The organism is Nostoc sp. (genome assembly GCF_036917755.1).
Lineage (GTDB): Bacteria > Cyanobacteriota > Cyanobacteriia > Cyanobacteriales > Nostocaceae > Nostoc.
Window position 1 is genome coordinate 49,975 of sequence record NZ_JBALFC010000036.1, and the last position, 23,298, is coordinate 73,272.

The following is a 23,298-nucleotide window of genomic DNA, read 5'->3' on the forward strand; positions in this document are numbered from 1 at the left end:
TAGGCAGAATAACCCACTAGAGTCTTAACCGATGTGTCTCCTGTAACGAAGTAAAAAAAACATCATTAAAGCCTCGCAATATCTCTTATATAAAAAAAGCAGATGCGTGTTAATGTTTTAATCTCATTGACTTTCCCTTAGCGTCTTTCCCTATGCATCTGCACTATTTACACCCCCAACACCTTGAAGAATTAGTCAAGAGCAGTGGTATAGACTTACACTTAGTGCAACTCAATTTTAGGTCACTCCAAGGCGTAACAGCTTATGAGTACCTATTGATTTCTGAGCTACTCCCCCGCACCAATGCCGGAATGGTGAAAAGTGGATGGTTGCAGCGTTATGCTCATATCACTGAAGGTGGTTGGTGGTGTTCGGGGTTAGACCCTTTGAATAATTGGCAAATGATGGAATGGGGATGCTTTAAGCCAAACCAACCCCGACAAAATCACAATGGTAAGTCCATCAAATACGAGCATCCCCCCAGCACGCCAACGCGAGTATTTTGTTTGCGGGTAACGCTGCAAGTGTGGCAGCAAGTCGCTGGACGTTACAACCTGGTCATGCCTGACAATATTACCATTACTCCTGATGGTGAAGCTGAAGGCTTTTGGCAATGGGTGATGCAACAGAACATCCCCCTGGTTATCTGCGAGGGTGTGAAGAAAGCAGCCACACTGTTGACGCAAGGATATGTAGCTATTGCCATTCCCGGAATTACCAGTGGTTATCGGGTTGTTAAAGATGAATTTGGCAAAGTTACTCGTCGTCAGCTAATTCCCGATTTAGGCGTGTTTGCGATTACAAAGCGCAGCTTTTACATTTGCTTTGATTTTGAAACTCAACCTAAGACAATTTCTGCTGTAAATCATGCTATTTCTCAACTTGGTTGTTTATTTCAGCAAAAAAATTGCACTGTTAAAGTCATTGAACTTCCAGGAGTTGAAAAAGGAGTTGATGAGTTTATCGTTGCGAAAGGTGCAAGTAGTTTCGATAAAGTTTATCGTCAAAGTCTTGATTTAGAAATTTATCTTGCTCAAACCAAACCCCACACCGAGTTAAGCATTCCTGCTGCACTCACCTTGAATCGCCCTTATATAAGTGAAATACCTTTCCCCACCTCTGGATTAGTAGGAGTCAAATCAGCAAAAGGAACGGGTAAAACTACAGCACTACAAACCGTTGTTCAGCAAGCAAAAAGCAGAAATCAACCCGTTTTGTTAATTACTCACAGAATTTTACTAGGACGATTTTTGTGTGAAAAAATTGGTATTCAATGGGGAACACATAAAGAAGATGGCGAGAAAAGGATTGATAAAACACTTACTCCGGCTCCTCCCATTCTCCGCTCTCTCTTTCCTCAGCAATCCCTCGGATTGTGTGTTGATTCGATTTGGAAACTTAACCCAGAAAATTGGCGGGGGGCAATAGTAATTTTAGATGAAGTAGAGCAATCATTGTGGCATCTATTAAACAGTAATACTTGTAAACACAAGCGTGTAAAAATATTAAAATTATTCCAGCAACTAATTTCCACAGTTTTAACAACTGGGGGGTTAATAATTGCCCAAGATGCTGATTTATCAGATGTGTCACTTGAATATTTACAGGGATTGGCAGGAATTAAATTAACACCTTGGGTAGTTCTCAACCAATGGAAACCTCAGCATGGTTGGGACGTAACTTTTTATGATTCGCCGAACCCAACACCGCTAATTCACCAACTAGAATTGGATTTACTTGCTGGACGTAAATGTTACGTTACTACCGATAGTCGTGCTGGGCGTTACAGTTGTGAAACAATTGAACGTTATTTGAAAGAACGGTTACAAAAATTACGACGGCAATTTCCCAAAACCTTGGTAGTTAGTAGCCACACTACAAACACACCTGGACACGAAGCGGTTGATTTTATCGCAGCTATCAATCAAAAAATCTCTGAATATGACGGCGTTTTTGTTACCCCTAGTCTTGGTACAGGAATTAGTATTGATGTCCAGCATTTCGACCGAGTTTATGGCATTTTTCAAGGGGTAATTCCTGACTCGGAAGCAAGACAAGCATTAGCGAGAGTGCGGGATGATGTTCCGCGTGTTGTCTGGTGCGCTAAACGAGGTATTGGCTTAATTGGTAGTGGTAGTACCAATTATCGCTTGCTATCTGATTGGTATCAAGAAAATCAAAAAGAAAACTTAGCTTTGCTGAGTCCACTACATAAAATAGACGTGGATTTACCTTTAGTTCATGACCCGATTCATTTGCGAACTTGGGCTAAATTATCTGCACGCGTAAATGCTTCTATCCGCCTCTACCGTCAATCGATGCAAGATGGTTTGATTGCTGATGGTCATCAAATTCAGCTGCGGAGTAATGCTGTCCACAATAATATTATTCGAGATTTACGTCTGGCCTTTTTGGCAACTGACGCTGATGATTTAGCTACCCGCAGAAGATTAGTTTTAGAAATTGTTAAAGTTCAAAAAGATTGGGTGCAAAGGCGTCAAAAAGCTAAAGAAATCAAACGCAAAATTAAAGATATTAAGCAGCAAAATCAACTCTCGCTAGCAACTGCTGTCGCTAATGCTCAAGATATCGATTATGTAGAATATGAGCAGCTATTAGTGAAGCATTCCCTGACTGATGGAGAACGCAACCAAATCAATAAATATGTTCTCAGACAAAGGTATGGTGTAGAAGTTACTCCTTGGCTAAAATTGCAGGATGACCACGGATATTATTGTCAACTGTTAATTCATTATTATCTAACTCACGAAAGCGAGTATTTTCACCTTAGAGATGAGCAAGAATGGCATCAGCAATTGTCTTGGGGTGAAGGGAAAGTTTTTCTACCAGATTTAAAAACTTACACGCTCAAAGTTGAGGCGATGAGAGCCTTGGGAATGCTTCAGTTTCTCGAAGCAGAACGAGAATTTAGCGAGAGTCATACAGATTTGATATTGCTTAAAAATGTTGTTTTTCAGCATAGTAAGCATATTAAAAGAGCGCTTGGTATTAACTTAGTCGGGGAGAAAGAGCAAGTTTCGGCAATAAAAATACTCAGCCGACTGCTAAATTTGTTGGGCTTGAAACTAAAGCGGGTAAATGAGGTTTATCAAATCGACCTAGAAACGCTTGATGATGGTAGGGAGAGAATATTTGCAGTTTGGCATCAACGAGATGAGTTGATGTTGGCTCATGTTAAGAGTGTTGGCTATGAGTTGCCTGATTATTCTTCAGACTGGAAGCTTGAAATTATCCAAACCAAGCCTTATGCCGCAGTGGTCAATATCCTACCCTAATATCTAATGATGCTGTCATACTTCTAAAATGCAGTATTTAGATCATTTTGTTTAACGAACCGCAGAGGCGCAGAGGGCACAGAGAAATCAGAGTTTGAGAGATATTTTGCGTAAGTCCTAAATTCGTAGCGAATTCTCTGCGTCCTTTTGCGCTTACCTCACAGTAACAGGTTAAAATAATTCGTAATTCGTAATAGAGCCTCCGGCACGCACTCGCGTTCGTAATTAAGTTTTGTGACGGGGATTTCAATTAGGCGTTCAATTCGTGCTGCCTGTCTTGCTGGGGAATTAAACTGAACATACTTTGTTAAATAAAATGCAAAACTTTATCCTGTCTCTAGCTTCCCTCTCCAATATATCGGAGAGGGATTGAGGGTGAGGTAAGCCAGGGACATAAATTGTATGTTATTTAATTCTTATTCCTTACCACTCAAAACTATATATTTTACCCCCTTAGCATCATAGATTAATTTTATTACTGGGAGAATAATTAAATTAAAATAAAACTTGTTCAGTATTTTTACCTTTCATTGCGGAAACCAGAAAGCTTAAACTGTAGCAGAAGTATTAGCCAAAACTATTGAAGCTAAGAGACAATGAGCGAAATTAGCCCCAGACGAATTGTAATTGGGGATGTGCATGGTCACTATGAAGGTTTGATGACATTGTTGGAGGCGATCGCCCCCACCTCAGAGGATCAAGTCTATTTTCTGGGAGACTTAATTGATCGTGGACCTCATAGCGCACAAGTAGTTAATTTTGTCAAGCGAAATAACTACCCATGTTTGCTGGGAAATCATGAGCAGATGTTATTAAACATTCTGACCAATCAAAGAACCTCCTCTCCGACGATGCAAGCATGGCTGTATGGTGGAGGGCAAGCTACCATAGCCAGTTACCACCAGGCCACAATCCCCGACGACCATCTGGATTGGTTCAAGAGTTTGCCTACATATCTCGACTTGGGGGATATTTGGTTAGCTCATGCTGGTGTTGACCCTTCCAAGTCGGTGACAGAACAAACTGCCGATCAACTTTGTTGGATACGAGAGGAATTTCATAGTATTGAAAAACCCTACTTCCCAGATAAGCAAATTATCATCGGCCACACCATTACTTTTACTCTGCCGGGTGTTTCTCCTGGTAAATTGGCACAAGGACAGGGATGGCTAGACATAGATACAGGTGCTTATCATCCCAAGAGTGGCTGGTTGACTGGATTGGATGTGACGAATAACTTAGTTTATCAAGTTAACATTTTTAAAAATTATCTCCGTGTCCTGCCCTTACAAGATGTAGTGATCAGAGTTGATCCAGCCAAAATCAAAGTCGATCGCCGCAATAAGAATTGAGCAATATTCGAGATGAGGGAGATGGGGGAGATGAGGGAGATGAGGGAGAAATGACTCTTGACCAATGGCCAATAGCCTCAAGACTTCGCTAATGGTCGAATATTAGCTTTATAACTAGCATTATCCAAGCCATAATTTCCATTACTAGGTTGAGAGTCAATTGCAAGTCTAAGGGCATCAATGCGATCGCTCGTTCCAGGGTGCGTACTTAAAAATGTCGGAGCAGAACCACCCTTTTTCAGCAGCTTTTGCATAAAGGAAACCATTGCAGACTGAGCATAACCAGTACGTGTCAAAGTTCTTAATCCTCTTTGATCAGCCTCAAATTCATTTTTACGACTGCGTGGTAAGTCTCGCGCTAACTGTACACCAATTTGCACCGCCGTACTCCGGTCTAAGCCAGCAGCTGTTAATAGGCCACTTTCGAGCGCTTTTTGCTGCATCTGTTTGACTACGTGTTTCCCGCCAATGTGACCAATTTCATGGGCGAGTACACTTGCTAATTGCGCTTCATTGTCTGCGGTTTTCAGCAAACCGGTGTGGACATATACATAGCCACCCAAGGTAGCAAAAGCATTAATAGTGTCATCCTGAACTACTTGGAAGGTATAGGGAAGATCGGGGCGATCGCTATTAGCTGCTAAACGCCGACCAACTTGTTGCACATAGCGATTAACTTCGGGATTGCGGTTAAGCCGGACTTGACTACCGACTAATTCCTGATTAATCTGCTTACCAAGATCAACTTCTTGGTTAGGGGATATATTAGAAAGTTGAAATGCCTGAAATCCTTGGAGTAGAAGAGGCAAGAAGTCTAAAGTTCTTCCAGGCAAGGGTGTACTCAGACACAGGCTCAGGGCGACTACCACCGAAATTAAAGGATAAAACCAGCGACGCGGCCACATACGGGAATTTGTCACAAAACCTTTCCAATTCAACATAATCTGCACTGAAGATAATTTTCGGAGAACATAAATAAAATGATGGAACAAATTATGAGACGGTTTTAGATCATTCTAAGTTGCATTCTTAACTCAAGACCAAAGGGGTTGTTATACAGCCAATGCTTACGCAAATCTACTGAATTGTGGGAGGCTAGAGATTCCCTCTAGGGATAGGCTTAAACACTAGATTTTACTTTCTGGATGCGTCAGTCTTAACAGCCAAAAGTTTGAGAGTCATCTGCCGCCACTCCGAACTTACGAACTCGTGATAAACTGTCGCATAACCGCAACTCCTAGCCGCTTTGAGTTATTACCAAATAGGGAAAATTGCTATTCCCATCGAAAACTTTCTTGCTACAATCAATTACTTCGCTATTACCTCGGAAAATTTTTTATGGCTATTTTAGATTCAAAAGGTCGTTTGTTCGGCAAAATCAACCTCCTAGATTTAGGTGCTGCGCTGGTAACTCTGCTAGTTATATTTGTCATCTTGTCTACCATCTTGTCTAGCTTTGGTCTTGCCCAAATTGGTGAGAAAATAGTACCCATAGAAGTAGACTTAGTAGTTCGTGGTTTGAATGTACGTGATCCTGAGCAATTATTTAACAATGGCTTAAAAAAAGGCGGGAAAACTGATGTAATTATCCGCAATCAACCCTATGGAGAGATTGGGATTAAATCTATTCAACAGCTACCTAGAACAGTCAATGTTTTCCAACCTGATGGCACTGTTAAAGAATTGCCAGATCCAAAGACTAACAATTTTAGTACAGATATGATTTTAACCTTAGAAGGTAAAGCCAAACGCACTGAAAGCGGACTAGTTTTAGGTAGCAGTAAAGTGAAAATTGGTATGCCATTTGAGTTAGAAGGCTTTAACTACAACTTCAATGCAACTGTTATTGATATCAGATTCGAGAAATAGCATTGACATTTTCTTTGATATATTTCCCCGTTTCTGACAGCAGAAGCAACAAAGAGGCTGATAAACCGAGTTTTCTGTAATCTAAAAAAAGCTCGGTTTATCAATACAGAATAAAGGCGTCAGTCGTCAGAATTCAGAATGAATTTTGACCGAAAAAGCAGATAGCGCAGCAGTAGCGAGTATTCGAGCGTCGCGTCTGAATGCCCCAGTGATTGATTCTGACTCCTGAATTCTTCTTCAACAGATTACTCAATTGAGGTTATAACTACTTCGCAGCTTTCGCTTCAAACATTAAATACGTTCCTCCCAACCCTTCTACAATTGTGCGTGTATTGGCAATCATCATTTTCTGATAAGTGTCCCCTTCGCTTCCTGGTTCACCAAGTCCCTTAGCATACAACTTCCTGTCAGAAATTTTCACTTCAGCAACTCTTGCTAGAGATTGAAGCAAATTAGGGTTAATTGTCGCCTCAGTAAAAATTGTTGACACTTTAGCCCGTTTTATATTTGTCACCAAATTTGTCACTTGTGCAGCCGTGAGGTTTTTGTCAGTACTAATACCTTGCAATCCCCCTGCTAATGAAAGACCGTATGCTTTGGCGTAATAACTCAGTGCATCAGAGGTTGTAACTAACTTGCGTTCTTTGGCAGGAATACTGGCAATTCTTGACTTAATCCAGCGATCTAGTTGAGTGAGTTCATTTGTGATTTTTTTGGTATTGCTGGTATAAACTTCTGCATCACTAGATTCTAATTTTCTCAGGTTACTATTAATTACCTCCACCATTCTGATCGCATTTTTGGTATTGTGCCAAAGATGAGGATCGGTTACATTCTTGCCGCCTTTCTGAAATTTTTGTGGCTTAGACACCGCAAGTTGCCCGACGGCTATTTTCGGTGCAGTGTTTTTAGTGGCTTTAATTAATTTGATCAGATTTGGTTCAAAATTGTAACCAGTATAAAGAATAAGATTAGCTTGTTCAATGGCTTTACGATCTTCCGGTTTTGGTTTATAAAATTGGGGGTTGGCTGTAGGGGAAATTAAGCAGGTAAGGTTAACTGTATTCCCGGCAACCTGTCTGGTTAAGTCACATAGCACGCTTGTAGTCGCTACGACTTGGGGAAGATTCTCATTTACCTGGGTGGTAGTCTGAGTGAATGCGGTTCTTGCAGCTTGATTTCCACACCCAACAAATCCAATCGTTAAGGCAACAAGAATAGCTCGGAAGGAATTATTTGATGGTAATTTTTTTGACATCCTCAACTCCTACTGGATGTATTGAAAAAATAATCATTATCAGTAACGGATTAGTGAAATAGCAGGGCGAAGCCTTCGGCTGGGAAAAGTCTAAAAGTTAAGGGAAGAGGAATTAATAGACTCTCTCCTTTCCCACTTTCCCCAGCCCACATCCAGCAATTTTTGCTTAGTGAACCACTAGTGAGATTTTTGCAGGCAAAATGTTAGTTAACTTCACGCGACAGACTCGAAAACTGGTAGAGGTAGAAGCACAATAATAAAGGCGATGCTGGGGAGCCTCCGATAAGGAGTGTAGTGTAGTTCTCTCATCGTCTGTTGAAGGGGCTATGCCATTGTGCTTATATGCCACAAAAGTCGCAAATTAACTAGGATTATCACGTTAAGATGTGGAACGTAGCAATGCTGGGGCTTATTGAGCATACGGGTTGATTTCGCAAACCGAGTCGTGAATCTAAGGCAATTGTAGCTGTGGTTTTGCGAGGTGTGGGCATATAGTTGTTACAGAATTGGCGAATTGGCGATTTTTTAGCCATCAGCCTTTGTTACACTAATTTTCATCTAGTAAAGCCTTTCAATAGCGATCGCGAGCATCATCTAACTGCTCTATATTGCCATAATCCCAGCTGTACTTTCTGCCATAATTTTTATCCTTTAGTTTCTTCATCATTAAATAAGAGCCAAGTCAAGTATATAGAACAATTCCTCAAAGCTGATATTGGTGAAGATAAACAATGATAATTTTAGTTATCCTCGTTAACACCCTGATTTCGCTGATACTACTCTATGTGGCTTGGCGGGTGTGGCAACTCAAGCAGCAGCTAGCATACATAGCAGATAGGTTAACCGTCTATGAAAGTTGTACCCACGCAGCACTGAATAAAGCACCCGAAAATATTTATCTCAGCCAGGAAAATATTTATAACTTACGGCAGAAAAATCAAGCGCTACAAATGCAAATCCAACAAGTCCGGCAAATTATCAGTCTACTTTTGCTAGGACGGCAAATCTGGCAGCGTTATTTTCGGAGGCTAGAGTTAACATCTGGGAAAAGAACTGTTGCAAAATGATTTATGTCAGGTTCATGAACATTTATAATTAGGGCTGATGCGACGACACCAAGATGTGGTGACACAAACAGAAGTCTAAGCGCCAATTTGGGGCACAGAAGCCCGTCAGAAGGCTTACCGGAGGCATAAAAACTTTGACAAACACGGGGAGTTTTGAATTATAAGTAATTAATGTTTTTAATATTTAATGAATAAAAGCAACATTTCTGGCTGATACTTTGTCACGATAGATTAACTGAATAAAATCAGTGGAGTCTTACAAGGAGAGAAAACCCACCTAAAATGGGTGTAAGGAGAGGAACAACAAGATGTCTAATAACCGTTCTGGAGTATTTATTGGCGGTTTTATGCTGGGAGCTACCATCGGTGCTTTGACTGGTTTGCTCGTGGCTCCGCGCACAGGGCGCGAAACCCGTAAAATTTTGAAAAAATCTGCCAATGCTATCCCAGAATTGGCAGAAGATTTATCAACTAGTGTGCAAATCCAGGCAGATCGTCTCTCTGCGATCGCACTACGAAATTGGGATGAGACTTTAGATAGATTACAGGAAGCGATCGCAGCAGGTGTAGATGCCAGTCAGCGAGAAAGCCAAGTCTTAAACCGACAAACATCTGTTGAAGACTCAGATTCTCTTCCCCAGGAATTAGAACGCTCATAAATGACACAACCGTGATTGAACCCCTGTTCTGGTTGGGACTTTCCTTACTTTTAGTCGCCACAAGTTTGACTGCGGTTTTAGTGGCGGCAATACCTGCTTTGCAGGAGTTAGCACGCGCAGCTCACAGTGCAGAAAAGCTATTTGATACCCTCTCACGGGAGTTACCGCCGACTCTAGAAGCGATCCGCGTGACTGGTTTGGAAATCACTGACTTAACTGATGATGTCAGTGAAGGTGTAAAAAGTGCCAGTCAAGTCGTGAAACAAGTTGATCAAAGTCTTGATAGTGCAAGAATTCAAGCTCAGAATCTGCAAGTAGGTACGCGCAGCATCTTTGTTGGCGCGAAAGCTGCTTGGAGAAACTTCACGCGCCAAAAACCCGCGAGGCGAATAAGCGATCGCACCCCAAGCAATGAAAAACTACCACTCACGTTGCGAGAACGAGAAGTGCTGAGGCCAGAAAATCACCGGATCAAAGCAGAAGTATACCGTGCTAATGACGATTACAACGACGCTGCTAGCTGGGAAACCAATTTCGATGACGAAGATTGACCAAAAAAAGGGCATTGGGCATTGCTTATCTTCCTTGTTGGGTGTCAAAAGGTACTATTTTATCAGCTTAAAAAAAGCGATTTTTATTTATGGATAAACTTTGGCATTGTATTCGGCAATTTGGTAAAACGGGTGAAGCATATTTTAATGAAGCTGTCTTTTTAGGAGAAATGTGCTTGTTCCCAAATTTCTGTCATGAACCAAGTACATATGAGGTTGTTTGCAAATTTGTAAATAGCGTGAATAGCATGAATAGCCAATATGAATCTTGGGATAGTTCAGGAGGAAATTTATTTGTATTTGCAAAACCTAGTGGATATCGCCATTTTGATAAAGGCTGCATTCGCACTCGTAATGTTGTCAATTTGTGTGACTTTGGCAAAGATTTATATCCAGAGGTAAGAAATATACTGGATAGACATTATTGGGATGAATTAGACATTTATCGTCGAGCAGAATATTTTAGTCAAGATAAATTTGAGAAGTTCATAAATTATAAGTTTAGGAATGAGCCTGATTTTAAAATTTTCTTTGAGACAATAATACAAAAATTGTTTCTCAAATCTAATCATGAAATTACTTTTTATTCTCTTGTTAATGACATGAACGAGAACACAGCCTTTGCACCATATATTTTAATTGGAGATAGCTGTATTTTAACTATAGCTAAACGATGGGTACTGTAAAGTTAATCATGCTGCTATAGCTCTATGCTGCAAATCAAACCCAAGATGACAGCGAGAAGTTTCTCACCTGTTGAATTCGCAAAAAGTCACTATCACTGGAAACGACAGTTAAATTATTTTGCAGTGCAATAGCAGCTATCCAAATGTCATTTTCATCAAAACCCAAATCAACAATTTTAGTTTTTCGCCGCTTATTTCTATCTTTGGGTGCAAATTGATTGAATAAAGCTGCTTTAATTTGACCGTAAATTGTTGCTGTTTATTCTATTATATGGTATATCCGAATATCTTCTAAAAATTCTGTCAAGCGAGCCAGATTATTTTCCTTGCGTTGGGATTTTTCCATCATGAATGTCAGTTTCCCCTGGACAATTACGCAAGTGGCAATGTTATTTTCTCCAACTTCATTCACGCGACGGATAACATTTGGCTCACCTAAAATAATGGCACTACAATGATTTGTATCAAGTAAATACATTATTCAAATAGGTTTTCGTCATCAAATTTAGCTTGACTACGGGTAGCATATACTGCTTGAAGGCATTCTTCAAAGTCGTCACCTTCCCAAGTACCAGCGTGTCGAAGGATGGAGCGTCCCGAAGCAGGACGGTATGTAAGTTGCTCTTGATCGCTAGAAGTTTCTGTAGAATCGCTTAAAGGGATAGGTTCAAGCTTACCTCGTTCCAACTCCTTTTTTATATAGTTAACCTTAATAGAACGTATCAAACCGAGTACTTCTGTTAGCAACTCCGGCGGTAAAGTTTCTATTTCTTGGATTAATAATTCTTTGTTAGTCATTTCTTACCTCTAATCATTCCCCTTTTATTGTATGGGGAACTCCGCTATGGCTTAGTCAATTTTGAGTTGTTAAAAACTTTGACGATAATGATAGGAGGTAAGCGTCGTTCGCCTTCTACCCCTCTCCCCAGCCACGATTATCATTTTTATTAAGGATATTTTGAGTATTTTAACTCATTGACAAAATAGGCTTTATCTTTATTTACCACTCCCCACTCCCAACTCCCAACTCCCCAAAAACCCTTTGCGTTGATCCCTTAGATTAGAGTAAAGTAAACAAGTGTAAAGAACTATCACTTTTCCAGTACTCTTTTAAAACAACTTGTTTACTTTTACCGTTGATATTTGTATAAAAACGTCTATGCAATCTTGTTTTTGGCGACGAATTCTGGTATCTATTGCAGTATTTTTCCTGGCTGGGTCAATTTGGGTCATGCATTCTCCCCCAGCACTGGCTTATGACAATCCCGATTTACTCCCTAACACCTTTACCCCAGTTGTAGACTTAGCAAAATCTCTTCCTGTGCTGCAAGAAGAAAAGCTTGTCAAAGAATTAGAGCAGTTTGAAACCGATACAGGCTGGAAACTGCGAGTATTGACTCAGTATGACCGCACCCCAGGTCGGGCAGTCATAAAATATTGGGGTTTGGATGACAAAAGCATTCTACTAGTTGCCGATTCTCGTGGCGGTAACATCCTCAGTTTTAGCGTCGGCGATGCTGTTTATGAACTTTTACCCCGGACGTTCTGGATAGAACTGCAAACCCGCTTCGGTAATTTGTTCTTTGTCCGCGAACAAGGCGAAGACCAAGCCATTCTGCAAGCCTTAGAATCGGTTAAAGGCTGTTTGCTCAAGGGTGGTTGCAATGTTGTCCCCGGACTGCCACGAGAGCAATGGATTCTCACGTTGATTAGCTCAGTTATTGGTGGGGTGATTTGTGGATTTGCAGGTCAACCCCGCGATAAAGGGCAAGCTTTCGCTTGGCAATGGGCTTTAATATTCTCACCTTTGTGGGGAATCTTGTTCATTGCCTTTGGTATTGGGCCAGTAGTGACACGCACAAGCGACTGGGTACCTCTAGTTCGCAATATCTCTGGGTTTCTCATCGGCGTCTTGGTTGCCTACTTATCACCTATTTTCAGTCGGCCTTCTTCTAGTAATGAGTTATGACTATCGAAGATTTGTGCTGCGGCTTAGGCCGCTCAAACTTCTCGCTGAGTTATGAGTTAATTCAAAATTTATAACTCTTAACTCCTAACTCTCTGAAGCTGATAAGCTGAAAGCTAATATTTGAGAAGCTCAACAAAAATGGAATGGCACGTAACTGATGCTCAAAGTTTAGCAATTATTGATAGCGAAATTGATAATCATGTATTTTCACCCGCAGAGTATGAGATTGTCCGTCGGGTAATCTACGCCACGGCTGACTTTGAGTATAAGTCTTTGATTCGCTTTTCTGAGCGTGCCTTGCAAGCTGGAGCCGCAGCGCTAGCCGCGCGTACCACGATTGTGGTCGATGTGCCGATGGTACAAGTAGGTATTGCCTCTGAGATTCAAAATACCTTTGCCAATCCGGTGTATTGCAGTATGGAAGCTCTGACACGCCCTCAAAAAGAAAAAACTCGCGCCGCATGGGGAATAGAAACCTTAGCAAAGCGTTATCCAGAGGGCATTTTTGTGGTGGGTCAAGCCCAAACAGCACTAACAGCACTGGTGGATTTAATTGAAGCTGAGGAAATTAGACCTGCTTTGATAATTGCGACTCCAGTGGGATTTGTAAATGTTGATGAAGCGAAGGAGCGCTTACGAGATTCTTTAGTGCCTCACATTACAATTGACAGTCGCAAAGGTAATGCAGTTGTAGCAGCTGCGATCGTTGATGGATTGGTAGACTTGGCATGGCAAGCCTATGGGCAAGATGGAAATCGGGGGAGTTAGAAAAGTCGGCTTGATCGTACCTTTTATGCCAAATACTATTTAAAAGTATTGAATATCCTGATATTTTTGTTAAGTAGTGCCGAGAAAGGAGCCTTTTCTTGTGGTAATTCAAGGTTTCAGTTTAAAAGTATATCTGGCAATTCCCGTGATATTAAGTCTTTTGGCTGGGGGAGAATGGATAAAAGTACATTTTGAAAACGCCCGTCAGGTATCCACTACCAGCCGCGAACTAATCAGCACTAACGCGACTCCGAAAACATACTATGTTAGTGGTGCTGGAAACGACAAAAATAGTGGAGTTTCTTCTTCATCCGCCTTTAGGACAATTCAAAAGGCGGCAGATATGACTAACCCTGGCGACACAGTATTGATTATGAACGGAGTATACACAAATTTACCCAAAGCTGGGAGTGTAGTAAATATTAAACGTTCTGGAAATGCCAAAGCATGGATTAGGTATAAAGCATATCCTGGGCATTTCCCAAAAATTCAGCACAATACATGGAACGGTATCCTGGTTTCAAATGGAGCTTCATATATCGAAATAAATGGGCTAGAGGTCATTGGGAACAATGCCAATGTAACCCTTAATTATGCGATGAGTCAGAAGACTAACAAACAAAACCCACTGACGAGCGGAAATTGCATAACCATTGATGGACGAACCAATGGTTATGTTCATCACATCCGTATTCTGAACAACAAAGTGCATGACTGTGGAGGAGCAGGTATTACAGTAATCGAGGCTGATTATGTGAAGGTGGATAATAACACTGTGTTCAATAATGCCTGGTACTCAGTTTATGGTAATAGTGGTATTTCGATGTTGAGCAATTGGAATTATGACAACAACCGGGGGTACAAGATGTTTGTAACTAACAACAAGAGCTACAACAATCGTATGTACATCCCTTGGATTGCAGTGGGAAAGATCACAGACGGTAATGGCATTATTATCGATAGTTCCAGAAATGATCATAACCCCAACTTGGCTGCATATACAGGACGTACTTTAGTTAAAAACAATCTGACATTTAATAATGGTGGTTCAGGTATTCATGCATTTTTAAGTGAGCATGTTGATATTGTAAATAACACTGCTGTTTTAAATAATCAGAGTCCAGAAATTAAAGGCGCGCAAATATATGCTCATACGTCATCTGATGTCAAAATTTTAAATAATATTCTCTATGCTTTTCCGGGCAAGGATATTAATATTAACATTAGAAATCAAAACGTTATTTATGATTATAATATCTACATTAATAGTTCTAAGATAAGTGTTAAGGGTCCTCACGATATTGTTGCAGACTCAGAGTTTTTAAGTAAGCATCCCACTCTAGAAAAAATATCTGGCGATTGGAAATCGCGGCTAGATAAACAAAATCCGCCAAGGCAGACTTATGTAGAGTCTAAGTCGGCAGGTTTTGTTTGTGGAACAGTAACTTATCGTTTGGAAGGAAAACTCATCAAAGTGGGATGTTCTCGTTAGCAAAAAGGCAGGAAGTATAGGGCAGAAAAGAGAAGCCCATACGGGAGCATCTCAATGAGTGTAAAAAGCCTTGTAAAACCTCACCCCAACCCTCTCCTTACTAAGGAGAGGGAGCAAGAATCTTTTTTCTCATCTGGTATATTTGCTTTCACTGAGATGCTCCCAGCCCATACTGATTACATCCTGCTGCCTGCTTCACTTCTTCAATCCTCTAGTCTACCACGCCGCCGACGCGACTTTTGTTCTTGGTCTTCACGCAAGCGCTGACCGATTTCATTAAAGAAATCTCGTCGCAGATAAGGATAATCGCTGACCCAGAGGTTACGAGTGGGAAAGTATATATCGCTGAATTCTTCAATACTGCTCAAATCTGGGCGATTTGACATCACTACCATTTCTGCAATTTGGCCGCGATTAATAACTTTGTGGGCAGAACGTAATGGTGCTACAAACTCAATCCTAAATCCTGTGTCATCACCCACCTCTAAGTTAATCTGTTTTTCTCGGTTTTCTACAATTACCAATTCGCCTTTGTTGTTGACTGTTTCGGTTTTACCCATCAACTGGTCTGTAATCCACCAATCTAGCACTCGACCACGGAAAAAGCCGCCGTATTTATAACGGCGGCATTGCAAATTCCGCATACTTGCTTGAAACACTGGATACCACAGCCAAAAAAAAGCGCTAACTACCCCTAGCACAAATACTATTGAAGCAAACTCAAGTTTGAAAACGAATGTTACAAGCAAAATAGCAACTACGGCAACTACAGAAATTAACAGCCGTTGCAAAAAATTTGAGAACTTCCCCCAGTAGTACTTGTACTGCAAACCAGTGGCAATTAGGGGGACAACTTGTTCAAATTTCTGGCGAGTCAGTGGTACTAACATGAGTGCTGAGTGATGAATGCTGAAGAATTGGTTTAAAGTATCTTTTCTAATCCATATACTAACGACTTTAGCGCTAAGACTTTGCGAATCGCTAATAGCACTCCTGGCATATAACAAGCGCGATCGCTGGTATCATGTCGTAAAGTATAAATCTGTCCCGGTGCGCCAAAAATAACTTCCTGATGGGCAATCAATCCTGGCAAGCGAATGCTATGAATTCTAATCCCTTCCTCTGCTATACTGCCTCTGGCTCCTGGTAATTTCTCCGTTTCTTTTACAAGAGCCGGGTTAAAAGTTTTACCCAATTCTCCTAGTAACTGCGCCGTTTGAATGGCAGTACCACTGGGGGCATCAGCTTTTTGGTTGTGATGCAGTTCGATAATTTCCACATGGTCAAAATATTTGGAGGCGATGATTGCGGCTTGTTGCAACAGCACCATCCCAATGGAGAAGTTAGGAATAATTAGACAACCAGTGCTAGCTTTGTCGGCAAAGTCTGCCAAGTCTTGAATTTGTTCTGGACTTAACCCAGTGGTGCCGACTACAGGACGAATCCCGTAGGCGATCGCACTACGAATATTGTCATAAACTGAATCGGGATGGGTAAAGTCTACAATCACACCTGGAGGAGACTGTCTATCGCCAGCCACATACCCTAACATCGGTTCTAATTGATTGGTAATTGGCACTTCCAGGGGTTCGCTTAAACCCGCCAACTCTCCAGCGTCTTTATCTTGATGTTCGGGACTGTGGTCAATTGCACCCACGAGGTTTAAGTCAGGTGCTTGCGCCACCGCCTTAACCACCTCACGTCCCATTTTACCAGCAGCACCGTTGACAATAACCGGGATAGGAGATTGATTCGTCATAGGTTGAGAAATACTTTTTGAGTCAACAAGGGAATTTTGACACTCGCCGCCAATTTATTGACGGCGATTCTAGCGGTTGTCTTAGCGGGGGATAAATCCACCCGCTAAGACGCAACACTTGTTAACGGACTGTCATTGACCGCACCCTCTACATCAACTGTAGCTATTGCAACTACAGCTTTCTGAAGACTCAGAGGGCATGAAAAACCTAACCATTGACCAATATTTTGACTAGCATTCCAATCAGCATTGCACCTATACCCATCAAAGCCCCGAAACCAATCTCCATTCCGTACTCCTAATACACCATTACGGTGATCAGATTTACTGGTATATGGGGCTGGTATAGACTCAACTGATATACCTGCACGAATCGCTTTGTATCTGGTAAATAATTCAAGCTGATAGAATGCCCAACTATCACGGTTATTGGCAGCATCAGATTTTGTTTTTTTCTTTTGCTTCATTGTCTGACGGCAACCAGACAAATCTTCAAACCGCAATCCCATTCCAAAGTCTTGGGCAAACTGTACCAATTGCTTTGAAATGACATGGTTAACATGGGTCATGATACGTCTTTCACGTTGCTCTAGTCGCTTTACTTCCTTAAGTTGTTTAGCATTTTGTAGTTTGCGCCGAGTGCGTTGAAACTGCCGTCTCAATTCCTTAACTCGACCACCCTTCCAAAACCTACCAAACCCTTTGGGTAATGCAGCAACAGCAATATTATTTTGACCTCTATCTACTCCAATCCAACCTTTAACTTCACCTGCATTGGGAACATCCATCGATACAGATATCAGTGCATACCAGATACCCTTTTTAGATTTACATAATTTCAGCGAACCAAGTTTAGCGGCTCCAGAAATAATCTTATCTAATGTATCCGTATGCGAAGCTGAATGAATATCAAGAGGTATTCGCCCTTTCCGCCCTCTTAACAAGTTAAAAGCAACGGTGTAGAATTTGCCTTGCTTGGATATTTCAAAGTTTTGGTTATTCACTTCTAGCCACATCCGCTTAAAATGCTTTACTTTCGTTTTAGCATTAGTGTTGCGGATTGTTTGATTAATCCAGGCTGAACCAATTTCTATATGACGAAAAGCAGAACTAGTTAACTTTTTACGTTCTTTTTTATCGACTAATAACAAATTGTTAGCAACTTGAGTGTTAACCATTGTCATACGTTCAAACTCAAGTGCTTTTATTTGGTTTAGTCGGTAAAAAGAAAGTTTTAGTGTTAGTGCTAGTTTTGCCATAAACTTATCTTACAGTATTAGGTAAGATATGGATAAATAAATTTATCCTGTTCGCTTATATCCCCCGGTTAAAAACACGGGGGCTTTACGCTTCACGACTCGTAAAGACTTTTTCGATGAACCTCTCCGTTGGCGTCAGCCTGCCGTTAGGCAAGCAGAAAGGGAGGAGCAACGAAAAATTCAGCTTTTTGCTCCCCTCTGGGCGTCGGAGAGGGGCTGCTCTTGAGAGGTCAAATAAGGCTTGTCGAGATCACGTTTTTTTAGTAGTTACTATTTACAGAGGTTTTCAAGGAAAGTGAAGTACACAACGATTCCTCTCAAAGTCAGGTATAAAGCCTGTTCTCCTGTTAGCGCAGGGGGGCGTAGCCCATTCTGATGCCTCGGCGGAGCGTCTCCGGCTCCGCTGCTGAATTCTGCTGTATTTAATCATCTTTGAGATGACTTTCGCTATTAGCCTGGGAATTCATTCTGAGGCGGGTAAGCGATGTCTACGACAAGTTACGCTGATGCATTTGACACTACTTGATCAGTAAGGCGATACACTAGAGAGCATTTGCCGACATTTGGGCATTGATCGGTCTCCATCAATTAATCGGTCATCCGAAGCGTCCCGGTTGGTGGGAGAATAAGGACGAGAAATGATGCAAGCCTTGTGTTATCTCCAGCCCAAAGGAATCTGTAGAAATGTGGAAACGAATTGTATTAATTTTGCTATTGGTGTTGAGCTTCAGCCTGAGTAATTCTGGTGTAGCGGCTGCGGCTGGACTCAAAAGCTTTGTAGACAGTAGTGATGGCTATCAGTTTTTATATCCTAACGGCTGGCTGCCAGTTAAAGTTGCCAACGGGCCAGATGTGGTTTTCCACGATTTGATTGAGGTGTCGGAAAATGTTTCCGTTGTGATTAGCCCAGTTCCAGAAGGCAAAACTTTGTCAGAGTTGGGAACCCCAACAGAAGTAGGATATAAATTAGGAAAAGCTGCTCTCGCGCCTCCTGACTCTGGTCGTTCGGCTGAATTAATCAATGCCGCACAGCGAGAAGTAGACGGTAAAATATACTACCTTTTAGAGTATGAGGTTAAACTCCCCAATCAACAGCAACGACACAACATCGCCAGCGTCGCTGTTAGCCGTGGTAAACTTTTTACCTTCAACGCCTCAATTCCTGAAAAACGCTGGCAGAGAGTTAAACGAATGATTGATGAGGTTGTCAATTCTTTTTCTGTTTATTAATTGGGGAGTGGGGAGTGGGGAGTGAGGGAGATGAGGGAGATGAGGGAGATGAGGGAGATGAGGGAGATGAAGAGAAATAAGCAATGCCCAATGCCCCATGCCCCATGCCCCATGCCCAATGTCCAGTTACCAAGTTTTTCAGATCATGAAAATTCCACCTTTTGTACTTGCCTCAGCTTCCCCAGCCCGTCGCCGCTTGCTGCAAACTGTTGGTATTGAAGCAATAGTTAAACCCAGTGAGTTTGATGAGTCGCAAATTGAACTAAGTGAACCAGCAGAATTGGTCAAAACTCTTGCACAATATAAGGCGGAAACTGTAGCCCCGCAGTTTGAATCGGCTTTGATTATAGGTTGTGATTCAGTTTTGTCCATCAATGGTGAAATTTACGGTAAACCACCAGACATCTCGGAAGCGATCGCCCGGTGGCAGATAATGCAAGGTAACTTTGGCGATTTGTACACAGGTCATGCCTTAATTGACTTAGACCAAAATCGCACTTTAGTCAAGTCTCAAGTCACAAGAGTTTACTTTGCTCAAATGAGCGATCGCGCCATTCAAGCCTATGTTGCGACAGGTGAACCCCTCAAGTGTGCTGGTGCCTTTGCCATTGAGGGTTTTGGTAGTTTCTTCGTGGAAAAAATCGAAGGCTGTCACAGCAATGTAATTGGACTGAGTTTACCCCTGCTGCGGCACATGCTAGACGAATTGGGATACGATGTCACTGATTTGTGGCAATAGTCATTAGTCATTAGTCATTAGTAAATGCCCAATGCCCCATGCCCAATCCCCAATGCCCAATCCCCTAAAGTGTTTGCTTATATTGCAGTCCATAACAGGTATGGCACGACAGGTTGTAGACTGGCCACTAGATCGCATTCCCAACTAGAATATGTCATTTACTTCTATGCCCTCGCTGCGTGAGCAACAACATCCCCTAATTCGTCAGCTAGCTGATTGTATTGAGGCAGTTTGGCATCAGCACCTGGATCTATCGCCCTACCATTTGCCTGATGAGTTGGGGTATGTGGAAGGTAGACTAGAAGGCGAAAAACTGACGATTGAAAATCGCTGCTATCAAACGCCCCAGTTTCGGAAAATGCACTTGGAACTGGCAAAAATCGGAAATATGCTGGATATTCTGCACTGTGTCATGTTTCCCCGTCCAGAATACAACCTGCCGATGTTTGGTTGCGATTTAGTTGGAGGTAGAGGTCAAATTAGTGCTGCGATCGCCGACCTTTCACCGATTCAATTAGAGCGTACCTTACCAGAAGCTTATACTTCTGCACTGACACAGTTAACAGTGCTTAACTTTTCCCAACCTCGTGAATTACCTGAATGGGGAAATATTTTTTCGGATTTTTGCATCTTTGTGCGCCCCAGTTCCCCAGAAGAAGAAACAATGTTTCTCGCGCGGGTGCGAGAATTTTTAGACATTCATTGCACCCAAGCGATCGCTTCACATCCTGTTTCAGTTGAACAAGTCACACAAAATCTCGCCGGACAACACAACTACTGCACCAAACAGCAGCAAAATGATAAAACCCGCCGCGTACTAGAAAAAGCCTTTGGCCCAGCTTGGGCAGAACATTACATGACCACAGTTTTATTCGACCTCCCAAATTAATCATCCCCCCATCTCCCTCATCTTCCCCATCTCCCCCATCTGTAGGCTCTGTTACGTTTTCCGATAACGGATAAATGTAGAATTCATTCAACGAGAGTTTAATGGAGTCCCAAAACAGCACCAGGGAGAATAGTAAGGTCTTTGAAGCGAATATCACAAAATGGTTTGTTGTCTTGATAGGTGTAAGTAACTAGAGACAGCTAACTCATTGACCAGAAAGTTAAGGAAACTCTAATGTTAGAAATGCTCAAGTTGATAGATATTTTTTAGTTAGTTAATTGTTGATTGACTTAAGGAAGACTCACTTTTGTAGCAAGATTGTATCCCACAAAGGCAACAGTCTATTTTTGATGTTTCTTTTCAATTTTGTGAATAACTATAGCTGTAGTGAATGTAGCAGTAAAGTCAATACGGTTCGGATAAGGTTTTTTGATGACACGCCCTAGATCGCAAAGACGCGATAAATCGCCGTCTTTACAATAATCAGTCCTTTGTAGAGACGGCGATTTATCGCGTCTCTTGCCTTAACCGAACCGTATTGGCAGTAAAGTACCGCATCATACCAATTTAGGATTTTGTGTAGAGACGTAATATATCGCATCTCGACATCTAGATTCATACTGCTTGTGAATTCTGCTAGCTCCCATTGCACTCATGTCTCAATCATACTCAGAGTTATTGAATAGCCAGCTATTATAGCGTTTCTGGGTTTCAATACAGACCTAAGCCCCTAACTCCTTCCCGTGTCGGGAAGGGGGAAAATTCAAAGTTTCTCTCTTTTTAGGAGAGAGATTTAGAAAGAGGTCAAAGTGTATTGCATACAAATAAACACCATTTGGCAAAGCCATAGTGTTGAGCGTTCATCACACAATGGATTTTAAGCCATACCCAGCTTTAAACCACTGTTGTTTGTCCTAGAGGGCTGGCTGTTGATTATTAAAAACCCTTTTATTTTTACTTCCATCAGCACAATTCAGATAAACGAGCAACATACTATGTCAAGGGTGACTGAAAAGCCAAAGCCAAGTGAGCAGCCACTTAATCATGAACAACCTAAGATTTGGTGGGGTATCGCTGTTGCTGTGCCAGTGGTAATCGCGGCTGGGATACTAGGTACAGCCAAAATCGAGCAGCTGAGAAAACTAACTACATCCGTACCCATAATGCCATCTACTAATAGCATTAGTGCTGTGGGGCGTTTGGAACCGCGAGGTGAAGTTGTTAAATTGTCTGCCCCATCATCAGGATTAGCACCATCGTCACGAATTCAGCAACTTCTGGTGAAAGAAGGTGAACAGGTAAAGCAAGGTCAAATTGTGGCAATTTTGGACAACCGCGATACCCAAATAGCCGGACTAGAAGAGGCAAAAGCCAAAGTGCAAGAATCCCGTGCGAATTTAGCGCAAGTCAGAGCCGGATCTCCAAGAGATATTCAAGCCCAAAGAGCAGTTATTGCTCGCCTACAAGCGCAGTTACTTGGGGAAAGGGATGCTCAACAAGCAACGATCGCGCGGATTGCAGCTCAGTTAAGTGGTGGTAAACTCGTCCAACAAGCAACCGTGAATCGCCTAGAAGCTGAACTTAGTGGCCAAAGAGATGTCCTCAGAGCGACAATTGGACGTGTCCGAGCCGAACAGCGCAATGCCCAAGTCGATGCCGGACGCTATGATTTTTTATACAAAGAAGGTGCGATTTCTCAGCAAGAGCGGGACAGAAGACGCTTGAGTGCAATAACTTCTAATCAGCAGGTTGCTGAAAGCCAAGCTACTCTCAAGCAGACATTGGCAACTCTACGACAGCAACTTGCTGAGGCTAGAGCTAACCAAATCCAAAATTTAGCAACTTTGCAACAACAGCTAATCGAAGCGAAAGTTAACCGTGATAAAACTTTAGCAACTTTGCAAAGACAAATCGATGAAGAAAAGGCCAAACTGAGCAAAATTTTAGATGTTAGTCCTACCGATGTGCAAGTAGCGCAAGCTCAAGTTAGTAATGCGATCGCAAATGTCAGAAAAGCCGAAGCAGAACTGAGATTGAGCTACGTTCAAGCACCAATCGCTGGAGAGATTTTAAAAGTTTACACCAAATCAGGCGAAGCGATCGGTGCAAATGGGATTGCTGAAATTGGCCAAACCAGCCAAATGTTTGTGATTGCTGAAGTCGCCGAAGACAGCATTGGTAAAGTGCGTATTGGTCAAAATGCTACTATCACCAGCGATAATGGAGCATTTAGCGGCGAATTAAAGGGAACTGTCACTGAAATCGGCAGAAAAATTGGTAAAAAAGATGTGCTGAATACAGATCCGGCAGCAGATGTGGATGCCAGAGTTGTAGAAGTGAAAATTGCTCTACCTCCAGCAGATAGCCAGAAAGTTTCTGGTTTAACTTACGCTAAAGTTGTTGTCGACATCAATAACTAATTCAGTTATTGATGAGCAGTAATACCAATTTGTGA

24 protein-coding genes are annotated in these 23,298 nt (G+C 41.8%); 15 read left to right on the forward strand and 9 right to left on the reverse strand.

The genetic code is table 11. The features are described from left to right. The first annotated feature begins 152 nt into the window (after positions 1-152). A complete protein-coding gene (locus V7L05_RS09795) occupies positions 153-3,296 on the forward strand; it encodes a plasmid replication protein, CyRepA1 family (protein ID WP_335163972.1) in 3,144 nt (1,047 codons plus the stop codon). Positions 3,297-3,892: 596 nt separating this feature from the next. Then, positions 3,893-4,648: a metallophosphoesterase family protein gene (locus V7L05_RS09800; protein WP_335163973.1), complete on the forward strand. Its 756-nt coding sequence runs from the start codon at positions 3,893-3,895 to the stop codon at positions 4,646-4,648. A 77-nt stretch (positions 4,649-4,725) separates the two neighbouring features. On the opposite strand, the gene V7L05_RS09805 is transcribed toward V7L05_RS09800, so the two are convergent. Continuing rightward, positions 4,726-5,589, reverse strand: a complete 864-nt coding sequence (locus tag V7L05_RS09805) for a M48 family metallopeptidase (protein ID WP_335163974.1) — start codon at positions 5,587-5,589, stop codon at positions 4,726-4,728. Positions 5,590-5,986: 397 nt separating this feature from the next. On the opposite strand from V7L05_RS09805, the gene V7L05_RS09810 reads away from it, so the two are divergent. Continuing rightward, positions 5,987-6,517: a DUF4330 domain-containing protein gene (locus V7L05_RS09810; protein WP_335163975.1), complete on the forward strand. Its 531-nt coding sequence runs from the start codon at positions 5,987-5,989 to the stop codon at positions 6,515-6,517. A 265-nt stretch (positions 6,518-6,782) separates the two neighbouring features. Here V7L05_RS09810 and V7L05_RS09815 read toward each other — a convergent pair whose 3' ends face one another. Continuing rightward, entirely contained in the window at positions 6,783-7,775 is a 993-nt protein-coding gene (locus tag V7L05_RS09815; protein WP_335163976.1) for a metal ABC transporter solute-binding protein, Zn/Mn family, read from the reverse strand. A 731-nt stretch (positions 7,776-8,506) separates the two neighbouring features. On the opposite strand from V7L05_RS09815, the gene V7L05_RS09820 reads away from it, so the two are divergent. The 4 genes from V7L05_RS09820 (at position 8,507) to V7L05_RS09835 (ending at position 10,738) form a co-directional block, all read left to right on the forward strand. Then, the gene (locus V7L05_RS09820) at positions 8,507-8,842 is read left to right on the forward strand and encodes a hypothetical protein (RefSeq protein WP_335163977.1); all 336 of its coding nucleotides are present in this window, start codon (positions 8,507-8,509) and stop codon (positions 8,840-8,842) included. 308 nt (positions 8,843-9,150) lie between these two features. Further along, positions 9,151-9,501: a YtxH domain-containing protein gene (locus V7L05_RS09825; RefSeq protein WP_335163978.1), complete on the forward strand. Its 351-nt coding sequence runs from the start codon at positions 9,151-9,153 to the stop codon at positions 9,499-9,501. An 11-nt stretch (positions 9,502-9,512) separates the two neighbouring features. Beyond that, a complete protein-coding gene (locus V7L05_RS09830) occupies positions 9,513-10,052 on the forward strand; it encodes a DUF948 domain-containing protein (protein WP_335163979.1) in 540 nt (179 codons plus the stop codon). Between the two features lie 89 nt (positions 10,053-10,141). Further along, positions 10,142-10,738: a hypothetical protein gene (locus V7L05_RS09835; RefSeq protein WP_335163980.1), complete on the forward strand. Its 597-nt coding sequence runs from the start codon at positions 10,142-10,144 to the stop codon at positions 10,736-10,738. Between the two features lie 34 nt (positions 10,739-10,772). On the opposite strand, the gene V7L05_RS34655 is transcribed toward V7L05_RS09835, so the two are convergent. From V7L05_RS34655 to V7L05_RS09850, 3 genes are all read right to left on the reverse strand, one after another. Continuing rightward, the gene (locus V7L05_RS34655) at positions 10,773-10,904 is read right to left on the reverse strand and encodes a PIN domain-containing protein (protein WP_442936976.1); all 132 of its coding nucleotides are present in this window, start codon (positions 10,902-10,904) and stop codon (positions 10,773-10,775) included. Positions 10,905-10,997: 93 nt separating this feature from the next. Further along, the gene (locus V7L05_RS09845; protein WP_335163981.1) at positions 10,998-11,216 is read right to left on the reverse strand and encodes a type II toxin-antitoxin system VapC family toxin; all 219 of its coding nucleotides are present in this window, start codon (positions 11,214-11,216) and stop codon (positions 10,998-11,000) included. After that, positions 11,216-11,536, reverse strand: coding sequence for a DUF2281 domain-containing protein (locus tag V7L05_RS09850; protein WP_335163982.1), 321 nt, complete (start codon positions 11,534-11,536; stop codon positions 11,216-11,218). Before V7L05_RS09850 ends, V7L05_RS09845 begins: the two co-directional genes overlap by 1 nt. A gap of 361 nt (positions 11,537-11,897) precedes the next feature. Between V7L05_RS09850 and V7L05_RS09855 the strand changes: the two genes are divergently transcribed. The 3 genes from V7L05_RS09855 (at position 11,898) to V7L05_RS09865 (ending at position 14,967) form a co-directional block, all read left to right on the forward strand. Further along, the gene (locus tag V7L05_RS09855) at positions 11,898-12,707 is read left to right on the forward strand and encodes a TPM domain-containing protein (RefSeq protein WP_335163983.1); all 810 of its coding nucleotides are present in this window, start codon (positions 11,898-11,900) and stop codon (positions 12,705-12,707) included. 138 nt (positions 12,708-12,845) lie between these two features. Beyond that, the gene (locus V7L05_RS09860) at positions 12,846-13,475 is read left to right on the forward strand and encodes a precorrin-8X methylmutase (protein WP_335163984.1); all 630 of its coding nucleotides are present in this window, start codon (positions 12,846-12,848) and stop codon (positions 13,473-13,475) included. 100 nt (positions 13,476-13,575) lie between these two features. After that, positions 13,576-14,967 (forward strand): right-handed parallel beta-helix repeat-containing protein, encoded by a 1,392-nt coding sequence (locus V7L05_RS09865; RefSeq protein WP_335163985.1) that lies wholly within the window; start codon positions 13,576-13,578, stop codon positions 14,965-14,967. Between the two features lie 203 nt (positions 14,968-15,170). On the opposite strand, the gene V7L05_RS09870 is transcribed toward V7L05_RS09865, so the two are convergent. The 3 genes from V7L05_RS09870 to V7L05_RS09880 form a co-directional block, all read right to left on the reverse strand. Continuing rightward, the gene (locus tag V7L05_RS09870) at positions 15,171-15,857 is read right to left on the reverse strand and encodes a phosphate ABC transporter permease (RefSeq protein ID WP_335163986.1); all 687 of its coding nucleotides are present in this window, start codon (positions 15,855-15,857) and stop codon (positions 15,171-15,173) included. Between the two features lie 32 nt (positions 15,858-15,889). Beyond that, positions 15,890-16,726, reverse strand: coding sequence for a 4-hydroxy-tetrahydrodipicolinate reductase (gene dapB / locus V7L05_RS09875; RefSeq protein WP_335163987.1), 837 nt, complete (start codon positions 16,724-16,726; stop codon positions 15,890-15,892). Between the two features lie 104 nt (positions 16,727-16,830). Next, on the reverse strand, positions 16,831-17,985 hold the full coding sequence (locus V7L05_RS09880; RefSeq protein WP_335163988.1) for a transposase: 1,155 nt from the start codon (positions 17,983-17,985) through the stop codon (positions 16,831-16,833). 684 nt (positions 17,986-18,669) lie between these two features. On the opposite strand from V7L05_RS09880, the gene psbP reads away from it, so the two are divergent. The 4 genes from psbP (at position 18,670) to V7L05_RS09900 (ending at position 20,843) form a co-directional block, all read left to right on the forward strand. Continuing rightward, the gene (psbP, locus tag V7L05_RS09885; protein WP_335163989.1) at positions 18,670-19,215 is read left to right on the forward strand and encodes a photosystem II reaction center PsbP; all 546 of its coding nucleotides are present in this window, start codon (positions 18,670-18,672) and stop codon (positions 19,213-19,215) included. Further along, positions 19,216-19,434: a hypothetical protein gene (locus tag V7L05_RS09890; protein WP_335163990.1), complete on the forward strand. Its 219-nt coding sequence runs from the start codon at positions 19,216-19,218 to the stop codon at positions 19,432-19,434. Next, positions 19,361-19,954 (forward strand): Maf family protein, encoded by a 594-nt coding sequence (locus V7L05_RS09895; protein ID WP_335163991.1) that lies wholly within the window; start codon positions 19,361-19,363, stop codon positions 19,952-19,954. Before V7L05_RS09890 ends, V7L05_RS09895 begins: the two co-directional genes overlap by 74 nt. 151 nt (positions 19,955-20,105) lie before the next feature. Next, positions 20,106-20,843 (forward strand): phycocyanobilin:ferredoxin oxidoreductase, encoded by a 738-nt coding sequence (locus V7L05_RS09900; protein ID WP_335163992.1) that lies wholly within the window; start codon positions 20,106-20,108, stop codon positions 20,841-20,843. Between the two features lie 442 nt (positions 20,844-21,285). Here V7L05_RS09900 and V7L05_RS09905 read toward each other — a convergent pair whose 3' ends face one another. Continuing rightward, positions 21,286-21,462: a hypothetical protein gene (locus tag V7L05_RS09905; protein WP_335163993.1), complete on the reverse strand. Its 177-nt coding sequence runs from the start codon at positions 21,460-21,462 to the stop codon at positions 21,286-21,288. A 376-nt stretch (positions 21,463-21,838) separates the two neighbouring features. On the opposite strand from V7L05_RS09905, the gene V7L05_RS09910 reads away from it, so the two are divergent. Next, positions 21,839-23,263, forward strand: a complete 1,425-nt coding sequence (locus V7L05_RS09910; protein ID WP_335163994.1) for an HlyD family efflux transporter periplasmic adaptor subunit — start codon at positions 21,839-21,841, stop codon at positions 23,261-23,263. Positions 23,264-23,298 lie beyond the last annotated feature (35 nt).

What these genes read in the sequence shown, in the direction of transcription:
- V7L05_RS09815 (WP_335163976.1), bottom strand. Translation starts at nt 7,775, where the DNA reads ATGTCAAAAAAATTACCATCAAATAATTCCTTCCGAGCTATTCTTGTT.
- V7L05_RS09895 (WP_335163991.1), top strand. Translation starts at nt 19,361, where the DNA reads ATGAAAATTCCACCTTTTGTACTTGCCTCAGCTTCCCCAGCCCGTCGC.
- V7L05_RS09795 (WP_335163972.1), top strand. Translation starts at nt 153, where the DNA reads ATGCATCTGCACTATTTACACCCCCAACACCTTGAAGAATTAGTCAAG.
- V7L05_RS09805 (WP_335163974.1), bottom strand. Translation starts at nt 5,589, where the DNA reads ATGTTGAATTGGAAAGGTTTTGTGACAAATTCCCGTATGTGGCCGCGT.
- V7L05_RS09870 (WP_335163986.1), bottom strand. Translation starts at nt 15,857, where the DNA reads ATGTTAGTACCACTGACTCGCCAGAAATTTGAACAAGTTGTCCCCCTA.
- psbP (WP_335163989.1), top strand. Translation starts at nt 18,670, where the DNA reads ATGTGGAAACGAATTGTATTAATTTTGCTATTGGTGTTGAGCTTCAGC.
- V7L05_RS09850 (WP_335163982.1), bottom strand. Translation starts at nt 11,536, where the DNA reads ATGACTAACAAAGAATTATTAATCCAAGAAATAGAAACTTTACCGCCG.
- V7L05_RS09800 (WP_335163973.1), top strand. Translation starts at nt 3,893, where the DNA reads ATGAGCGAAATTAGCCCCAGACGAATTGTAATTGGGGATGTGCATGGT.
- V7L05_RS09835 (WP_335163980.1), top strand. Translation starts at nt 10,142, where the DNA reads ATGGATAAACTTTGGCATTGTATTCGGCAATTTGGTAAAACGGGTGAA.
- V7L05_RS09810 (WP_335163975.1), top strand. Translation starts at nt 5,987, where the DNA reads ATGGCTATTTTAGATTCAAAAGGTCGTTTGTTCGGCAAAATCAACCTC.
- V7L05_RS09845 (WP_335163981.1), bottom strand. Translation starts at nt 11,216, where the DNA reads ATGTATTTACTTGATACAAATCATTGTAGTGCCATTATTTTAGGTGAG.
- V7L05_RS09825 (WP_335163978.1), top strand. Translation starts at nt 9,151, where the DNA reads ATGTCTAATAACCGTTCTGGAGTATTTATTGGCGGTTTTATGCTGGGA.
- V7L05_RS09900 (WP_335163992.1), top strand. Translation starts at nt 20,106, where the DNA reads ATGTCATTTACTTCTATGCCCTCGCTGCGTGAGCAACAACATCCCCTA.
- V7L05_RS09855 (WP_335163983.1), top strand. Translation starts at nt 11,898, where the DNA reads ATGCAATCTTGTTTTTGGCGACGAATTCTGGTATCTATTGCAGTATTT.
- V7L05_RS09820 (WP_335163977.1), top strand. Translation starts at nt 8,507, where the DNA reads ATGATAATTTTAGTTATCCTCGTTAACACCCTGATTTCGCTGATACTA.
- V7L05_RS09880 (WP_335163988.1), bottom strand. Translation starts at nt 17,985, where the DNA reads ATGGCAAAACTAGCACTAACACTAAAACTTTCTTTTTACCGACTAAAC.
- V7L05_RS09905 (WP_335163993.1), bottom strand. Translation starts at nt 21,462, where the DNA reads ATGAATCTAGATGTCGAGATGCGATATATTACGTCTCTACACAAAATC.
- V7L05_RS09860 (WP_335163984.1), top strand. Translation starts at nt 12,846, where the DNA reads ATGGAATGGCACGTAACTGATGCTCAAAGTTTAGCAATTATTGATAGC.
- V7L05_RS09910 (WP_335163994.1), top strand. Translation starts at nt 21,839, where the DNA reads ATGTCAAGGGTGACTGAAAAGCCAAAGCCAAGTGAGCAGCCACTTAAT.
- dapB (WP_335163987.1), bottom strand. Translation starts at nt 16,726, where the DNA reads ATGACGAATCAATCTCCTATCCCGGTTATTGTCAACGGTGCTGCTGGT.